17 protein-coding genes are annotated in these 15,735 nt (G+C 50.4%); 7 read left to right on the forward strand and 10 right to left on the reverse strand.

Annotated features, from left to right (window positions below; all coding sequences use genetic code 11):
* Positions 1–34: 34 nt before the first annotated feature.
* The 3 genes from rpmG to GH984_RS05960 all read right to left on the reverse strand — a co-directional run bounded on the left by rpmG (position 35) and on the right by GH984_RS05960 (position 1,584).
* Entirely contained in the window at positions 35–190 is a 156-nt protein-coding gene (gene rpmG, locus GH984_RS05950) for a 50S ribosomal protein L33 (protein WP_153719305.1), read from the reverse strand.
* Between the two features lie 11 nt (positions 191–201).
* Positions 202–438, reverse strand: a complete 237-nt coding sequence (rpmB, locus tag GH984_RS05955; protein ID WP_153719306.1) for a 50S ribosomal protein L28 — start codon at positions 436–438, stop codon at positions 202–204.
* 105 nt (positions 439–543) lie between these two features.
* The gene (locus GH984_RS05960; RefSeq protein WP_153719307.1) at positions 544–1,584 is read right to left on the reverse strand and encodes a transposase; all 1,041 of its coding nucleotides are present in this window, start codon (positions 1,582–1,584) and stop codon (positions 544–546) included.
* Between the two features lie 532 nt (positions 1,585–2,116).
* Between GH984_RS05960 and GH984_RS05965 the strand changes: the two genes are divergently transcribed.
* From GH984_RS05965 to GH984_RS05975, 3 genes are read left to right on the forward strand one after another with little or no spacing between them, the layout of a single operon-like run.
* Positions 2,117–2,779 carry a protein-L-isoaspartate O-methyltransferase family protein gene (locus GH984_RS05965; RefSeq protein ID WP_153719308.1) on the forward strand — a complete coding sequence of 221 codons (663 nt, stop codon included), beginning with the start codon at positions 2,117–2,119 and terminating at the stop codon, positions 2,777–2,779.
* Positions 2,780–3,115 (forward strand): rhodanese-like domain-containing protein, encoded by a 336-nt coding sequence (locus GH984_RS05970; protein WP_153719309.1) that lies wholly within the window; start codon positions 2,780–2,782, stop codon positions 3,113–3,115. It begins immediately after the preceding gene.
* A gap of 26 nt (positions 3,116–3,141) precedes the next feature.
* Positions 3,142–4,482, forward strand: coding sequence for a TolC family outer membrane protein (locus GH984_RS05975; RefSeq protein ID WP_153719310.1), 1,341 nt, complete (start codon positions 3,142–3,144; stop codon positions 4,480–4,482).
* Here GH984_RS05975 and GH984_RS05980 read toward each other — a convergent pair.
* Together GH984_RS05980 and GH984_RS05985 are read right to left on the reverse strand one after the other, a co-directional pair.
* A complete protein-coding gene (locus GH984_RS05980) occupies positions 4,460–5,746 on the reverse strand; it encodes a 3-deoxy-D-manno-octulosonic acid transferase (RefSeq protein WP_153719311.1) in 1,287 nt (428 codons plus the stop codon). The genes GH984_RS05975 and GH984_RS05980 overlap by 23 nt on opposite strands.
* Complete coding sequence (locus GH984_RS05985; RefSeq protein ID WP_153719312.1) at positions 5,739–6,899, reverse strand: glycosyltransferase family 9 protein; 1,161 nt, start codon at positions 6,897–6,899, stop codon at positions 5,739–5,741. The genes GH984_RS05980 and GH984_RS05985 overlap by 8 nt, the downstream gene beginning before the upstream one ends.
* Between GH984_RS05985 and GH984_RS05990 the strand changes: the two genes are divergently transcribed.
* Positions 6,891–7,634 (forward strand): 3-deoxy-D-manno-octulosonic acid kinase, encoded by a 744-nt coding sequence (locus tag GH984_RS05990; protein WP_153719313.1) that lies wholly within the window; start codon positions 6,891–6,893, stop codon positions 7,632–7,634. The two genes, GH984_RS05985 and GH984_RS05990, sit on opposite strands and share 9 nt — an antisense overlap.
* Here GH984_RS05990 and hldE read toward each other — a convergent pair.
* On the reverse strand, positions 7,623–9,080 hold the full coding sequence (gene hldE, locus GH984_RS05995; protein ID WP_153719314.1) for a bifunctional D-glycero-beta-D-manno-heptose-7-phosphate kinase/D-glycero-beta-D-manno-heptose 1-phosphate adenylyltransferase HldE: 1,458 nt from the start codon (positions 9,078–9,080) through the stop codon (positions 7,623–7,625). The genes GH984_RS05990 and hldE overlap by 12 nt on opposite strands.
* A gap of 103 nt (positions 9,081–9,183) precedes the next feature.
* On the opposite strand from hldE, the gene waaF reads away from it, so the two are divergent.
* Genes waaF through GH984_RS06010 form a run of 3 tightly spaced genes read left to right on the forward strand, consistent with a single transcriptional unit; the run spans position 9,184 to position 12,141 of the window.
* On the forward strand, positions 9,184–10,272 hold the full coding sequence (waaF, locus tag GH984_RS06000) for a lipopolysaccharide heptosyltransferase II (RefSeq protein ID WP_153719315.1): 1,089 nt from the start codon (positions 9,184–9,186) through the stop codon (positions 10,270–10,272).
* A gap of 2 nt (positions 10,273–10,274) precedes the next feature.
* Positions 10,275–11,243 (forward strand): UDP-glucuronic acid decarboxylase family protein, encoded by a 969-nt coding sequence (locus tag GH984_RS06005; RefSeq protein WP_153719316.1) that lies wholly within the window; start codon positions 10,275–10,277, stop codon positions 11,241–11,243.
* Positions 11,244–11,253: 10 nt separating this feature from the next.
* A complete protein-coding gene (locus GH984_RS06010; RefSeq protein WP_153719317.1) occupies positions 11,254–12,141 on the forward strand; it encodes a glycosyl transferase family 90 in 888 nt (295 codons plus the stop codon).
* Positions 12,142–12,192: 51 nt separating this feature from the next.
* On the opposite strand, the gene GH984_RS06015 is transcribed toward GH984_RS06010, so the two are convergent.
* Genes GH984_RS06015 through GH984_RS06030 form a run of 4 tightly spaced genes read right to left on the reverse strand, consistent with a single transcriptional unit; the run spans position 12,193 to position 15,735 of the window.
* Entirely contained in the window at positions 12,193–13,254 is a 1,062-nt protein-coding gene (locus tag GH984_RS06015) for a glycosyltransferase family 4 protein (RefSeq protein ID WP_153719318.1), read from the reverse strand.
* Entirely contained in the window at positions 13,254–14,507 is a 1,254-nt protein-coding gene (locus GH984_RS06020) for an O-antigen ligase family protein (protein ID WP_153719319.1), read from the reverse strand. Before GH984_RS06020 ends, GH984_RS06015 begins: the two co-directional genes overlap by 1 nt.
* Before the next feature lie 7 nt (positions 14,508–14,514).
* Positions 14,515–15,450 carry an ADP-glyceromanno-heptose 6-epimerase gene (gene rfaD / locus GH984_RS06025; RefSeq protein ID WP_369691966.1) on the reverse strand — a complete coding sequence of 312 codons (936 nt, stop codon included), beginning with the start codon at positions 15,448–15,450 and terminating at the stop codon, positions 14,515–14,517.
* Between the two features lie 30 nt (positions 15,451–15,480).
* Positions 15,481–15,735, reverse strand: coding sequence for a zinc-finger domain-containing protein (locus tag GH984_RS06030; RefSeq protein ID WP_369691967.1), 255 nt, complete (start codon positions 15,733–15,735; stop codon positions 15,481–15,483).

The raw sequence follows: 15,735 nt of genomic DNA on the forward strand, positions 1-15,735 counted from the left end.
GAGGCGGGCCTTCGAGCAATCTCCACGAACTGCATTATTTAATTTTCGCTTCCTTGTAGAGCACATGCTTACGCACCACCGGATCATACTTGCGGAACTCGAGCTTGTGCGGCGTGTTCCTTCTGTTCTTGTCGGTGGTGTAGTAGTGCCCCGTACCCGCAGAGGAGACTAATTTAATCTTATCTCTCATAACAATTCCTACTAGACCCGATTGCCCTTGGTTCTCAAATCGGCGACAACTTGCTCAATCCCAAGCTTGTCGATGATTCTCATTCCCTTTGAGGATACGCGCAACCTAACCCACCGGCTTTCACTATCCAGCCAAAAACGGTGATAACGCAGGTTCGGCAAAAAGCGACGCCGCGTCTTATTATTCGCGTGGGAAACATTATTCCCGGTCATCGGTCGTTTGCCGGTGACCTGACAAACCTTGGCCATCGGGGCCTCCTGACTTGAAGCTTTACCAGAGAGCTGTCATAAAACAGCGAAGAATCGGAGATTTAACCAGCGATTAGCCAGAAGTGCAAGCGCTGTTGGTTGAATCTAACTATTTAAGGGTGATAAAGGCCCGTCATCCGTAGGATTTATTCTGTAAAGAGTGGCGCAGAACTTCTTACCGTTAAGCCTTTTTTTATTAAAACGCGCGGCCAGCTCAAAAAGTCTAGAGGGATGCCCTAACACGTAAAACGGCCGACCTCCCTCACGAATATAGCTGGCATAACCCGCCTCAGATAGGCCGAGCCGATCAAGAATTGCTGGCAAAGAACCAGGAATCCGACTGGTACCTTGGGTCTTCACCAATCGACCACTCCAATCAAGAAAACTCAAATATTCATTAAGCTCAGCAGGAATTACAGATGACGGCTCAAACTCAGGCGAGCATTCCCCAATAAAAGGCACCAAACTCTGCTTTCTCTGAGCTCGTAATTCATACGGTGTGGAGCAGCAAGCTGATTCAGCCCGGAGCCTAGCAGAAGAGTACTGACACTCTTCGGGACAATCGACTAAGCCAGCTCGCACTGGATTTAGCTCCACATAGGCCATAGCTGACAACAAAGCAGCCGAGTCCAATAAGGCTTGGGATTTAAAGCGGCCTTGCCAAAAATGCCCAGTCACATCATCTTCTTTATTCGCTCTTCGAGCTATCTGTTCGTTTAAGCACCGCATGAACCACGATAAGCTAGAAAGTCGCTGCCGATACTTGGTTACACGCAGAGCGAGAGCAGCACGTTCCTCGCTGGTCCAGTAAGTCCTTTTTGCTGCACTAACCAACCAATCTGGCCCGGGAAATAACTCTACCCAACGACGGGCGACTTCCTCAGGCGGCCATTCCTGAGCTCTGGATTGATCAATTTGCAAAACTCCATGAAAGTGATTGGACATCACAGCATAGGCGCAGATATTGATCGCAAAAATCCCAGCCAACTGATGTAGCCGGTTTTGTATCCACTCTCGCCGATAAGAAAAATCCTTACCCGTCAAGGGATCGTTCCCACATAAAAACTGCCGACGTACGCACCGAGAGACAACATGATAGTAGGGCGTAATTTCGGGGCGGATCAGTTCTCGACGAGGCTGAGTCATGGTTTACTTTCCGATTATGAAAATGGTGTGGGCAACCGCCAGCGAAATTTCCTGGCATCCCTTCTTCGAAAACCGCTGGCGGCCGCTCACAGGGACCACCTTCATTGTTTAACTTGCTTTTGGGAAGGGGGATGGAGCGAAAAGCTGACAAACGGTGGCAGGCACTCGATCAGGGGTAGAAAAGTAGACCGGCCGCCGACTATTGAATCATCAGCATCCTTGCTGCCACCAGGTCGTCGACGACCGATCTGAATCTAGTAAACATTAGTTAAATGCATAGCTCTACCCCCCATGCAGACACCCTCATACAGGGGGTTAAAAGAAAAAATGCAATGAATTCAGTCAGTAACACAGATTTTTCCGAAAAATACCCGAAATTTAATTTTAACGAAAGGGCAGAAAACTGCTTAATTTGGCGATGACTGTCCGCTAAACTACAATCATTAATGTGGCTTTTAGGACAGGCATCCTAAAAGCAGCCTTCTATAACAGCTCAACACATCACAAGTAGCGACTGGGTAAAGATCACGATATGACCAAACTAGATTCTCAAATGGCGCGAGGGAATATGATTGGTCATCAGATTAGAGCCTGGGAAGTGCTCAACGACCGAATCCTTGAAACACTAAACATGATCCCGCGTCATCAGTTTGTCCCTAGCGCTTTTGTTGATATTGCATACTCGGACATGCAAATCCCACTGGGGCATGGGCAAGTTATGTTGGAGCCTAAAATTCAGGGACGGCTATTGCAGGCGACCAACCCAATGCCCAAGGACCGCGTTTTAGAAATTGGGACAGGCAGCGGCTTTTTAACTGCATGCCTGTCCTCACTATGCGCCCACGTAACCACAGTAGAGCTGCTTCCAGAGTTCCATGTTGCGGCGAAGGACAACCTAACTACCCAAGGCATAACGAACTATGCCGCGGAGCTTGGTGATGCGGCAAGCGGATGGCTAGATGGCGAAGTGTACGACGTTATTGTGGTCACTGCTTCGATGCCTGTCCTAAACCAGCAGTTTCATCGGCAACTTTCCCAAGGGGGGCGCCTGTTTGTAATTACGGGACAGCCACCCATCATGGAAGCGCTTTTAATCACTCGAATCGATGAAGACCAGTGGTCTACAGAAAGTTTATTTGATGGCTATGCTCCTCCGCTGATTGGCGCGGAGACAAGCCACGCATTCACGCTTTAAATGACTAAAATCCCAACACTTTCCGTCGATACGCTGAAAGATTGGCTGGAAGATGAAAAAACAAACAGCCCGTGCCTTTTGGATGTCCGGGAACGCTGGGAAACAGATATTGGTCACATTAAGGACAGCCACCTATTGCCCCTGAGCACGCTCAGTGAAAAAGCCGTATCAGATATTCCAAAAGGGTCGCCGGTGGTTGTTATTTGTCACCACGGTATCCGAAGTGCTTTGGTGGCTGAGTGGCTGATTAATCAAGGGTATACTGAGGTAATTAATCTCGAGGGCGGTGTAGATGCTTGGTCGCTCAGAGCTGAGCCGACCATCGAACGTTACTGACCTCGCTTAAACACAAAGGACAGCGCATGCACATCTTCACAAAGGCAACCGCCGCGCGATTACTAGCGGGTCTATTGTTGGTGGTTACATCCGGCTTTGCTCACGCTGAAGATGATCTGATGCGGGTTTATGAAATAGCCCGCACCATGGATCCTGAGTTTCAGCAAGCTATGGCAACACTAAGAGCTGCTGAGCAGCAGCTGCCGCAAGCCAGATCAGGATTGAAGCCGAATGTCTCCGCAACAGCTGGTGTTGATTCTATTTGGGAAGACTCGGATATTTCTTCTCCTGAGGTAGATCCCTCCGGCGATTATCAGCGGCTTCGTTATGGCGTTACGCTAACCCAACCCCTTTATCGCTTTGACCAATCTAAATTAGTGGATCAAGCCGACATCATCGTTAATCGGGCAGAGATTACCTTTAGCTTTGCAGAGCAAGATCTGATTTTGCGGGTTGCGGAGCGCTACTTTGCAGTGCTTGATGCAGAGGAGAGCGTCAAAGCTGCTGAAGCGAACTTACAAGCGATTGGCCGGCAACTGGAGCAAGCGGAGGAGAGGTTTGAGGTTGGAGTCATCGCCCGCACAGACGTTGAGGAGGCAAGAGCAAGAGCTGACATTGCCCGTGCAGACCTTTTAGACGCTCAGGATCAATTGAACGCTGAACGTGAGGCAATACGACAACTTACTAACCAAGACCACCAGACTCTGTCTCCCGTTCGGGAGGGCGTGGCGCTTACGGCACCTCAGCCTGCATCCATCGATCGTTGGCGACAGCTTGCCGAAAACGAAAACCTTGAACTTGCAGCCGCGCAACTAACTGCCTCTGCTGCGATGACGGAAATCGATGTTCGCCGAGGAAACTCTCGACCACGCGTCGATCTGGTCGCTGGCTACACAGGAACCGAGCAATATGACAGAAATGGTCAAGATGCTAGCGCCAATGAGCTAACGGCAGGCATACAACTGAGCATCCCTTTCTACCAAGGCGGTTTCACTAGCGCACGGGTAAGCGAGGCGCAATCGCAGTATACGGGTGCTTTGGAATCCCTCGAGCAGGCCCGTCGCACAGTGAGTGGTAATGCGGCAGATTCATATCGGGGCGTTTTAACTGCATTAGAACGCGTTAAGGCGCTCGATCAAGCTAGGGCATCAACTCGGTCGGCCCTAGAGGCAACAGAGGCAGGATTTGAGGTTGGCACTCGTACAATCGTTGATGTACTCAATGCTCAAAGAGAAGTCTTTAATGCAGAAAGAAACTATCAACAAGCGCGGCATGCCTACTTCGTGAACTCGCTTCGTCTGCAACTAGCAGCAGGCGCGTTATCGGTTGACGAGCTTGCAAAAATCAATCGGATGCTTGATCACTAAGAACCTTAAAAATCGCTGCAGCTGTTCGTTTACATACCCCCTGGTGAGCACTAAAGACAGCTGCGGCGCGTTGCCCTATCTGACGTCGCTCACTGGCATCTCCAATTAAGAAAATCAGTGACTTGGCGAGTTGCTCCGTGTCGGCCACTCGCAGCCTGCCACCTGCGTCAGCAAGAATCTCATCGATCTGTTGAAAGTTGCGCACATAAGGCCCCATGAGGACAGGCACTCCAAGTGCAGCAGGCTCAAGAGGATTATGACCACCCACCGGCACCAAACTCCCCCCAACAAAAGCGACATCTGAGGCCGCCAAAAAGACCGGAACTTCGCCCATAACATCGGCAATCAAAAATGCGGCTGACGAGGGCACCTGATTTCCAGCGGACCAAAAAACATGGCTGTCCTTAGTTTCCGGCAACCACGATGCAATCGAAGCAAATTGGGTTTCATGCCTGGGGACGATGACCAACAACGCCGACGGATAATGTTCTCGGAGTTTTTCGTGCGCTGCCACGACAATTTTTTCTTCACCTTCTCGAACACTAACAGCAACCCAAACTGGCCGCTCCGAACCAATTGTCAGCCGCAATCTCCGTCCACGCTTCAACTGATCTTCATCAAACTTCTGATCAAACTTGAGGCTGCCAAGTGTTTGGACTCTCTCGGATGGGACACCCAGCTCAACAAACCGCTCTGCATCGGCCTGCGTTTGAGTACCAACTAGGCTAAGACAATTAGCAGACTGTCTGATCAAAGACCCTAAACGCAGGTAACGATTGAGACTCCTACAAGAGAGTCTGGCACTGATGATCGCGATCGGTATGTTCTGTTTGTTTAACTCATTTAGCAGGTTGGGCCATAATTCAAGTTCTACGAGGACAGCCACTTTTGGCCTGACTGTACCAATAAAGCGTTTAGTTGCAGCGGGAGAGTCAAAAGGAATATATGCCTGTCCAGCTAACAAGCTCGCCCCTTCAAAGGCATTCAAGAAGACTCGGCGCCCAGCCGGCGTCGTTGTGGTCACGAATACCCGGTCACCTCGATCCATCATCGCTTTTACCAATGGAATAGCCGCCTTTGCCTCTCCCATTGATGCCGCATGAATCCAGATCGCTCCAGGTTCCAGCGGTCCTGAAAAAATTCCTTGTCGTTCAGGTAACCCTTCTCGATAACTCGGTTCTTTTATTCCCTTTAACCAAACATATGCTGAAGCAATCGGGGCTAGAGCCGTAGTGATGCCCTGATAAAGCTTTAAATTAATCATCACCAACACCGTTTTTAGAGTTCAAAGCCTGCTCCAGCCTTGCTTTAACCGGGGTAGCTAATAAGTCATCCAGCCGCTCAGTCACCATACTGGTAGTAATCAGAGACATCGCATCGGGATGACGTACACGTCGCCCCCATCGAACAGTCGCAACATCTCGCCCAATAAAACGTTTAACAGCCTCAGGATACTGATTGACCACCCATTTTTTACCTAAAACGGGGCCTGTCCTGTCCGGATTAGAAGTAGCGTAAAGACCAATGGCTGGCGTTCCCGCGGCAACGCTCATATGAATAGGGCCAGAATCTGGCGCAATGACTGCAACTGCACGGCCTAGCAACGCATAAAGCATTTTTAGATCAGTTTTCCCGACAAGATTGATTACAGGGACAGTCATCGAATCCTTCATCGCGCTCTTATGCAAGGAATCTGAAACTATCCTCTGAATTTTGCTTGCATACGCGTGCTCTTCGGCGGTGCCTGTCCCCGTTATGACAACTTGCAAACCACACTTTTGCACCGCATACCTCGCCACTGCCGCATAATTTTCAGCTGACCAATTGCGAAAGTTGCGGCTGCGCTGGCTGCTACAAGGACTGATAACTAGCAAGGGTTGCGATGATGCGGGTAGTAGCCTGTCGAGTTTGGAAGTCGCTGTTTCCGGGACAGGTATATCCCAGCGAAAGACCCGCTCAGGAATACCCAAAAACTCCGCGAATCCGAAGAAGCCATCAATAACATGGCCCGGACCAGACTGCGCTATTCGCTGATTAATAAAAAAGCCATGCCCGTCTCTAGAGCGGGGAACATCAAAACCTAATCGTAGCGGAGCGTGAATATAACGCGACACAAGACCTGCTCGCAGGGCTACTTGCATTAACAATAACCCATCAAATTTTTGGGATTTAAATGTGTCGCGAAAAGTGCCTGTCCTTGTATTTTTGTCATATTCGACGAGCTCAACTCCATCTAGCCCACGAAACAAAGACGCCTCACCCTTACCAATTACCCAGGTCAGTTCTGTGTTCGGCAAATATTGCTGTAGCGTTCGTATAACCGGCAACAAATTACAGCAGTCGCCGACAGCAGAGAGCCTGAGCAGGCATAATCGCTTCAACGAACTGTTCGGATACGGTAATTTTTGATGAGTCATTTACTTTGTCATCGCTCGAAAGATCAATACTTTATCAGGCCAGCATCCCCAGCGCTGCCCGAACTCCCGAGCTGGGTATTTGACCCACTCGCGCTGCACGAAGAAGGCATCCTGACTCGAACCGCCTATGGCAGGGCGGCTGTCTGGTTTTTTGAGTACGAAGGCCATCGACTTGTCCTACGCCACTATTGGCGAGGGGGATTTGTGGCTCGCATCACAAAAGATCGCTTTATTTGGCAAGGATTAAACAGAACTCGTCCATGGATGGAAATGGAAACACTTTTAAAATTGCGGGAAGTTGGGGTGCCTGTCCCCGAACCCGTCGCCGCAAGAATTTCGAAGGACAGCCACCAATTACTCTACAGCGCTGACATCATTACTGCCGAAATCCCTGACGCTCTTCCCCTTCCCGATTTCATTAGTTCAGGGCAAACGAGCCACCATGAAAATCAATTACTGTTCAGTGTTGGCGTTGTTTTAGCTCGCCTTCACGCTGCTGGAGCGCGCCATAGAGACCTCAATGTGCGAAATATCCTTATTGACTCGTCAGACGAAGTTTCAGTGATTGATTGGGATAAGGGATCGGTCTGCCCAAAGGCAAAGGGTGAGCACCGGCAATTTGCCAAGCAATCCCTTGCCCGACTGGAACGCTCGATTCGCAAAGAACCGCTGTTCAAGGACAGCCACCGCGAAATCTATGCCCAAATTCTTAATGGCTACCAATCAATCCGTTGATTGAATCCGACGCAGGATAGCAGTGGTTGACTCACCCTCAATGTACTCAAGCGCTCGCACCTCACCGCCAGCAGCAATCACCGCTTCGGATCCGGCAATCTCCTCGGGGGTATAGTCGCCACCTTTAACTAAAACATCGGGTAGCACCTGATGTACGAGCTGCGCCGGAGTGGATTCTGAAAACGGGATTACCCAGTCAACCGCATCGAGGCCAGCAAGCACTTGCATGCGCCGATCAAGAGTCATGACGGGCCTATTCTTACCCTTCAACCGCGTCACAGACAGATCATCATTAACCGCGACGATAAGCCGATCGCCAAGTGCCCGCGCGCTCTCCAGATAACTAACATGGCCCGCATGCAAAAGATCAAAACAACCATTGGTCATCACGATTCGCTCACCCTTCAATCGTGATGAGGCGACCAGAGCCATTAGCGTAGGCAAATCGACAACGCCTTTTTGACCAATCATCATACCCGCTGCCGCTTTCAGCTCTTCAGGGCTCACCGAGGCAGCTCCGACCTTCGCAACCACCAATGACGCACCCAAATTGGCCAGGTTAGTCGCCTCAGGCAACGTCATGCCAGCCGCCAGCCCAGCGCCAAGCAAGGAGATGACGGTGTCTCCTGCGCCCGTCACATCGAAGACCTCTTGGGCATGTGCAGGAAGATGAACGTCCGAGTCTGCAGCTGAGAACAAAGACATCCCGCTCGCGCCTCGCGTAACAAGGAGCGCAGACAAATTAAGCGACTCGATTAGCGCGGCAGCCTGGCTTTTAAGAAAGTGCCTGTCCTCGTAATCTTGCTCGTAATCTCGCGGCTGATCTTTATCAGTTGCGACCACACTGACAAACTCCGCTAGATTAGGAGTTAATAAAGTTGCCCCAACATACGGCCGCCAATCCGCCCCCTTAGGATCAACAAGCACGGGAATCCCACGGCTGTTTGCAGACGCGATAATGGCCTGCACGTCGCAGAGTGTGCCTTTTGCGTAATCAGAAACAATAACGACATCTGCCTCGTCGAGCGATTGCTCAAAAAGTGATTTAATTCCGCTAGCCTCGGCCGGTGTGAAGCCGCGCTCAAAATCAAGTCGGATAAGCTGTTGCCGCTGACTCAGCACTCGCAATTTGCAGATTGTTGGGTGTGTTGCAATACGATCGAGTTGTGCCTCGACACCGCCGGCCAACAGTTGACTAGCCAACATATCAGCGTGCTCGTCTTCGCCGACCAAACCAATCAACGTGACCTGCACACCCAATGCACCTAAGTTAATTGCAACGTTGGCAGCGCCGCCTGGACGAGAAACTTCCTGCTCTACCTGTACTACCGGCACTGGCGCCTCAGGCGAAATCCGCCCAGCGGAACCATGCCAATAACGGTCAAGCATGACATCGCCTACGACTAACACTCGAGCGCTGTTAAAGTCTGGTACGGAAAGCTGCATCTGGCCTCTCAAAACAGTAAGTTATACTTTATTTGTCGGCAATATTATCAGCCGCAGCGAGAAGTTGCTGTGGATGCCTGTCCACTAATGATAGCGAAGCCTCATGAATAACGCAGACTTGCCCGCCACTTTAATCATTGGGCCATCCTGGATTGGCGACATGGTAATGGCCCAAAGCCTTTTCCATGTACTCAAAGCTCAAGCGCCTGAGCGCCCCTTAGATGTCGTGGCACCAGAATGGAGCCTACCGATTCTCGATCGGATGTCAGAGGTCAGGGAAGGCATTGCCTTACCTATTCAGCATGGGGAACTTGGGCTCAGAAAACGCTGGGCGCTAGGTCGGCAGCTTCGTGACCGCAATTACGGACAGGCAATCATCCTCCCTCGCTCGCTAAAATCCGCGCTCATACCGTTTTTTGCGGGCATCCCCATTCGGACTGGCTATCTTGGAGAGCATCGATATGGCCTGCTGACGGATATTCGCGAGCTTAATAAGGACAGGCACTACAAAACCGTCGATCGCTTTCGAGCATTAGCCGGCCCCAATGCCGCAGAGTCAGCTATTTTCTATCCAAAACTGATGGCGTCCGTTTCTGGAGGAGGAGACCAATCGGAGGCAAACCAATCAGGGACAGGCACCGAAACAGCTCCCATAGCCGCCCTATGCCCAGGCGCTGAATACGGGCCAGCAAAGCAGTGGCCTGCTGAATACTTTGCAAACCTTGCTATAGACCTTATTAAGGATGGATGGCGTATTTGGATACTTGGCTCTAAAAAGGACAGGCATGTTTCCAACGCAATCACCGAGCATATGAAGAAAGCGGATTTCGGCGATGCCACCGACGCTGACCGTTGTTCCGATTTAACGGGGAAAACAAGCTTATCTGAGGTGATCGACTTACTTGGTCGGGCGACTGTGACCGTCTCTAATGACTCAGGATTGATGCATATCGCTGCCGCTACCGGCTGCCCGGTAGTGGCGCTGTATGGATCTTCGGATCCGAACTTTACGCCGCCTTTGACCGAAAACCGTCGAATTCTTTACCGAAATCTAGCATGCAGCCCGTGTTTTGAAAGAGAATGCCCTCTGCATCATCTTGACTGCTTACGAGGGATTACACCCGCCGAAGTACGTGCGAACATTGACCAATTACTTTTAAGTGGACAGCCACCTTCCGATCAAGGACGTTAAAAATGCCGACAAGAAATCACTATCGCAAAACTTTTATGGTGACCGGTGGAGCAGGCTTCATCGGCTCTCATCTTTGCGAGCGCCTTTTGGAAGCTGGGCACGGAGTTCTTTGTGTAGACAACTATCTCACAGGCAGTCGTGACAATATCGCATCACTCCTATCACACCCGAACTTTGAGACGATGCGCCATGATGTGACCTTCCCGCTTTTTGTGGAAGTGGATGGCATTTTTAATCTTGCCTGTCCCGCATCACCCATTCACTATCAACGCGACCCCGTACAAACCACAAAAACTAGCGTACACGGCGCCATTAACATGCTGGGCCTAGCTAAACGCCTGAGCGTACCCATCCTCCAGGCCTCCACCAGCGAAGTCTACGGCGACCCAGAAGTCCATCCACAGACTGAGGACTACTGGGGGCATGTCAACCCAATCGGTACTCGCGCCTGCTATGACGAAGGCAAGCGATGCGCTGAGACACTTTTCTTCGACTACCACCGCGAACATGGCCTAGACATCAAAGTCGCGCGCATCTTCAACACCTACGGACCAAGAATGCACCCCAATGACGGGCGCGTCGTATCGAACTTTATTGTTCAAGCCCTACGCGGAGAGGACATCACCTTGTACGGCGATGGCGAACAGACACGCTCGTTTTGTTACGTGGATGACCTTGTCGAGGGCCTGCTGCGGCTGATGGATTCTCCAGCGGAAGTAACCGGACCCATCAACCTGGGTAATCCGGGTGAATTTACAATGAAAGCGCTTGCGGACAAGGTTATCCAGCTGACCGGTGCTAACGTTAGTACACGCCACCTTCCCCTTCCGATGGATGACCCCAGACAACGCCAACCGGACATCAGGCTAGCCAAAGATCACCTAGACTGGACGCCAGGAATACCACTGGAAACTGGCCTACAGCCCACCATTGATTATTTCCGCAATTTAGTCGAACGCGGCCTGGCGTGAAGATAGGACCATGGTACTGCACCACCACCTTAGGTTTTGGTTAGGTTATTTACTAGGGAAATACCCTCTCAAACCAGTCGATCCTGATCCATTCGAGGTTCTTCGAATTCAATACTACTGCAAAGAAGGATTAGATAGGAATCTCGAGCCATCCCCGGTACCGATCAATAGCATCTCGCTAAAACATAAAACAGGATACGCATACGACTGGTACCGCATATTTAATAAAAGCGACAAACGGCTATGCCATGTAGAATTCGGTGATGTTCAACATTTGACACCAAAGGCAACGTTCTGCAAGAGCCGTCCGATTCAGGAAAATAACCAAAATAACGTCCTGTTACCTTTAAATACAGCCCGTCACTTTAATTTCAAAAAGGACCCCTATCCTTTTGCAAAAAAACGATCAAACGGTATATGGCGAGGCTCCGCCTATAAGGACAAAAGGTTACGTTTTCTAAAATCAGTCAGTGACATTGAATTTGTTGATGCTGCTGATACTTCGCGACATAGTAATCTCAACTACTTTGGTAAATCACGAAATCACTTATCTGTTCGAGAGCAAATGCGATCTCAATTCATATTCTCCATCGAAGGGAACGATGTCGCTACAAATCTTAAATGGATTATGGCATCGAACTCAGTTCCTGTTATGGCAATCCCGGAATTCGAAACATGGTTTTGCGAAGGAAAGCTTGTCCCAGGCCAGCATTTTATTGAGATTCTCCCAGACTTTAGTAATATCGGGGACGTTCTCGAATACCATTTAGAAAGACCAAAACTAAGCGCAGAAATTGCAGAAGAGTCGAAGCTTTTTTCAGCACAGTTTAAGAATTTCACGAGGCAATTTGGTCTTGCAAGACACGTCGTTGAGCGTTATTTCCAGTTAATTCGTTAGAACGATCTTATCCGGCGTAGCGCATACGGCAGAAATCAATCGACGCGCCTCTCACTTGCCCACCTCAGAAATCTCAGCGTATAGCGCTTCATACTCATTGGCCATGTTTGATGGCGACTTACCCTTCGCCATGACGCACGCATTAGCCGCCATCGAATCGGCCAGGTGCCTGTCCTCTAAAACGCGCTGTACCGCTGCAGACAACGCCTGCTGATCACCAGGCGGTACTAACAGGCCTGTCTTTTCATGTGTCACAAGGTCAGGGATGCCGCCAGCTGACGAAGCCACGATAGGCACATTGCACATCATGACCTCAAGCAAAACCGATCCGAGCCCTTCATGAAATGAGGGGAAAACGAAGACATCCAACGCGCCAAGATAATTATGGATGTCCGCTATCTGCCCAAGAAACCGTAGATCCGACGCTCCTTTGGCTAGTGCCTCCAGCGAATCGCGATCTGGGCCTTCACCCATTAACACTCCAGCAACCGATATTCCCCTGCTCTGTAAATCGGTGACTGTCCTTATAAATAGTGACTGTCCTTTATGTGAGTCCACCAAGGCGCCTGCATGACCAATCAAGTATTTCTGCGGGCCAATCAGGCTAGTGCGTATCTGCTGGGATTTTTTGGCGTCAGGCGTTGGGTTGCTATGAACGGAGGAAATGAGGCGCGGATTAGCATCAGATAAATACGCTTTAATGGACAGGCATGCTGCCGTGGAAATACCAACATGCGCTGCTGCACCGCGATAGGCCCGTAAGGTGAGAGGGCGTGATTTCGGTGGCGTTTGCATACGCCGTGTAATCACGTAGCGATAGCCGTAACGTTGATTTAACCACCACGCAACTTGTACCGCGCGCGCCTCATGCGCATGCACAACAAGCTGCTTAGGGAGTAAATCGTGACGGTTAAATAACAAAACCCGCTTGGAGAGCACGGTAAGGCCTGGCAAAGACTGAGCGGCAAGCGCTAACGGCGAATGCGCTCTTCCCAAAAAAAACTGCTGAACCCCTTTTTTAGATAGCTCCTGCATAAGCAGCCAGGTCTGCTGCTCGCCACCTCGCCAGCCTTTAGCAAGATTGATATGCAGAATTGACTGTGCGTTCTCCATTAGCCCGCTTCTTCTGACCTGAGCGCCAAGCCCCCAAGAATCGCAATCCAGAAAGCGTAAATCACCACGCCATTATGGGATCCGAGTGGGTTATGCGCTAACCCATATATCAAGGTCGCTATAACGATGGTAAGACCAGCAGCTGCTAGCGTAACCGCGTCTATTCCCTGCCTTCGTGACAAGACACGTAAAAACAAAAGTAAAGGGACCAAGTAGACAATCATAAGCACCGCTAAACCGAGCACTCCACGCTTTACCAATGCATCAAGAATTTGATTATGCGCGTGGCTTGAGCCGACGGATGCCACTAATGGACTTAACAGACCCTGCTCACCCGCTTTAATCATCTGCTCGCCATAAGCTACTTCGCCCCATCCTAAGATCGGCTTTTCGAGGAACAGCGCAAATGCAGCTCGCCAAATGTCAAAGCGAATTGAGATAGATCCTTCAGCATGGCCTGAGCCAAAATAATCTTTCGTTTCATACACAAACTGTGTGATGCGGCCCACAGTCACTATGTCGAAAGCTAACCAAATCACACCAATGGCAACCAACCCACCCCCGGTAAGCGCTAGCGTCCGCTTGCCAGAGAAACAACGACCAAAGACAAACATTAATAAAAACGCGACTAAAACGGCGGCACCCCAGCTGGCTCGAGTACCCGATAAAAGGGCTGCATACGGGCCAGCCACAGCACCTAACAAGCAGACCCCGACATACGGCCAAGACTGCTTGGCAGCGACCGCCCGAATGAATCCCAGCACTGAAAGGAGTCCTAAAATCATCGCCAAGCTGCCAAAGTGATCAGCGCCGACGAAGCCTGTAACGCGCGGCAAGTCGTCAACGAAATACTGCCATGAGGCCAACAATGCTGCCGAAATCGCACCAATGGCAACGCCAAGCCACAGGCCCCATAAACGCACGGTCGCCCCACTCGAGAAAGCAAGTAAGCATACTAAGGCGAATAAAAATCGACTGGGTTCATCCCAGGCCCGCAATCCAGCTCCCCGTAAACTTGATTCGGCCATCCAGAAAGTTGCATAAAGCAGCATCGAGGCGCCGAGCAGCTTAGACTCCCACGACATAGGGCCAAGGCCATTTTTGACTAAGTAAACAATGCTACCGAGGACTAAAATTACCGTGGCGTAGGAGTATCCTGACGGGACGCTAAGTGAAATCGCGCCTAAAAGAAAAACGCCCACGGTCATCCAATCATTCAATAAGGACCGATTGGACAGAGGCTCAAATGACATCACCCGATTAACCCAGCCACTTCATGTAATCGCTCACCCCTTGAGCCACGGATCGGAACTCACCCGAATACCCTGCTTGTCGCAAACGACTCATATCAGCGCATGTGTAGCTTTGGTAGCTCCCTACCAGATCGTCGGGAAACGGAATGTATTGAATCTTTCCAGTGCCAAAATATTCAGTGACTGTCCTTGCAATTGCATTAAACGGTTCGGCACGCCCCGTCCCGCAATTAAACACGCCTGACACCTCAGGGTGATCCAACAACCAAAGATTAACGTCAACAACATCAGCGACGTAAACGAAGTCGCGACACTGCTCGCCATCAGCGTATCCGTCTGAGCCTTCAAACAGCTTAACCACGCCAGTAGATTTCAATTGGGCATGATGATGAAAGGCTACACTGGCCATCGACCCCTTGTGGGATTCACGCGGCCCGTACACATTGAAATACCGCAAGCCTGCTACTTGAGACTTTGCCGAAGGACGCTGCCGGTCGACATACTGATCAAATAAGGCTTTGGAATAACCGTAAACATTGAGCGGGCGCTCTGTACCAATGTGCTCTTGGAAATCAGTGCCTGTCCCATAAACGGCCGCCGATGAAGCATAAATCAAAGGGATGCTAAATGCCTGACATAAATGGAAAAGTTCTTTGGAATACTGGAAGTTGTTCTCCAGCATGTAGCGGCCATCCCATTCGGTAGTCGCAGAACAGGCACCTAAATGGAAAACCGCGTTGACCTGGTCGCTGCCAAACTCCACCAACCAGTCAAGGAAATTTGATTTATCAATATAATCGGCAATCTGTGCATCGGCGATATTGCGAAATTTGATGCCGTCCGTCAGATCATCAACGACGATCACATCCGAGATACCACGATCATTCAGCGCATGCACTAAATTGCTGCCGATAAACCCTGCACCGCCAGTAACGACTATCACATTGCCCCCTGATCCAACCCCACGCAGCGCTCACTCACGCCGATGATGTTCTGCCAACTCTGCATCTGCTGGATCAAAATCCTTAATAAAAAACTCCGCCCCACAGTACGGGCATTTCCCTGTTCCCGTCTTATGAATCGGGATGTATACCTTAGGGTGGCTATTCCAAAGCGCCATACCCGGCATCGGGCAAGAAAGCGGCAAATCGTCAACCGTCACTTCGTAGCGATTTTCCGCATTTGGCTTGATGAGGTTTGGACGCTCATGCGTCTGCGGATCAGGCAC

The sequence above is a fragment of the Spiribacter salilacus genome, from assembly GCF_009649225.1.
Taxonomy (GTDB): Bacteria; Pseudomonadota; Gammaproteobacteria; order Nitrococcales; family Nitrococcaceae; genus Spiribacter; species Spiribacter salilacus.

Coding starts and splice junctions, on each gene's coding strand:
- rpmG (WP_153719305.1), bottom strand. CDS start 190: ATGAGAGATAAGATTAAATTAGTCTCCTCTGCGGGTACGGGGCACTAC.
- rpmB (WP_153719306.1), bottom strand. CDS start 438: ATGGCCAAGGTTTGTCAGGTCACCGGCAAACGACCGATGACCGGGAAT.
- GH984_RS05960 (WP_153719307.1), bottom strand. CDS start 1,584: ATGACTCAGCCTCGTCGAGAACTGATCCGCCCCGAAATTACGCCCTAC.
- GH984_RS05965 (WP_153719308.1), top strand. CDS start 2,117: ATGACCAAACTAGATTCTCAAATGGCGCGAGGGAATATGATTGGTCAT.
- GH984_RS05970 (WP_153719309.1), top strand. CDS start 2,780: ATGACTAAAATCCCAACACTTTCCGTCGATACGCTGAAAGATTGGCTG.
- GH984_RS05975 (WP_153719310.1), top strand. CDS start 3,142: ATGCACATCTTCACAAAGGCAACCGCCGCGCGATTACTAGCGGGTCTA.
- GH984_RS05980 (WP_153719311.1), bottom strand. CDS start 5,746: ATGATTAATTTAAAGCTTTATCAGGGCATCACTACGGCTCTAGCCCCG.
- GH984_RS05990 (WP_153719313.1), top strand. CDS start 6,891: ATGAGTCATTTACTTTGTCATCGCTCGAAAGATCAATACTTTATCAGG.
- GH984_RS05985 (WP_153719312.1), bottom strand. CDS start 6,899: ATGACTCATCAAAAATTACCGTATCCGAACAGTTCGTTGAAGCGATTA.
- hldE (WP_153719314.1), bottom strand. CDS start 9,080: ATGCAGCTTTCCGTACCAGACTTTAACAGCGCTCGAGTGTTAGTCGTA.
- waaF (WP_153719315.1), top strand. CDS start 9,184: ATGAATAACGCAGACTTGCCCGCCACTTTAATCATTGGGCCATCCTGG.
- GH984_RS06005 (WP_153719316.1), top strand. CDS start 10,275: ATGCCGACAAGAAATCACTATCGCAAAACTTTTATGGTGACCGGTGGA.
- GH984_RS06010 (WP_153719317.1), top strand. CDS start 11,254: ATGGTACTGCACCACCACCTTAGGTTTTGGTTAGGTTATTTACTAGGG.
- GH984_RS06015 (WP_153719318.1), bottom strand. CDS start 13,254: ATGGAGAACGCACAGTCAATTCTGCATATCAATCTTGCTAAAGGCTGG.
- GH984_RS06020 (WP_153719319.1), bottom strand. CDS start 14,507: ATGTCATTTGAGCCTCTGTCCAATCGGTCCTTATTGAATGATTGGATG.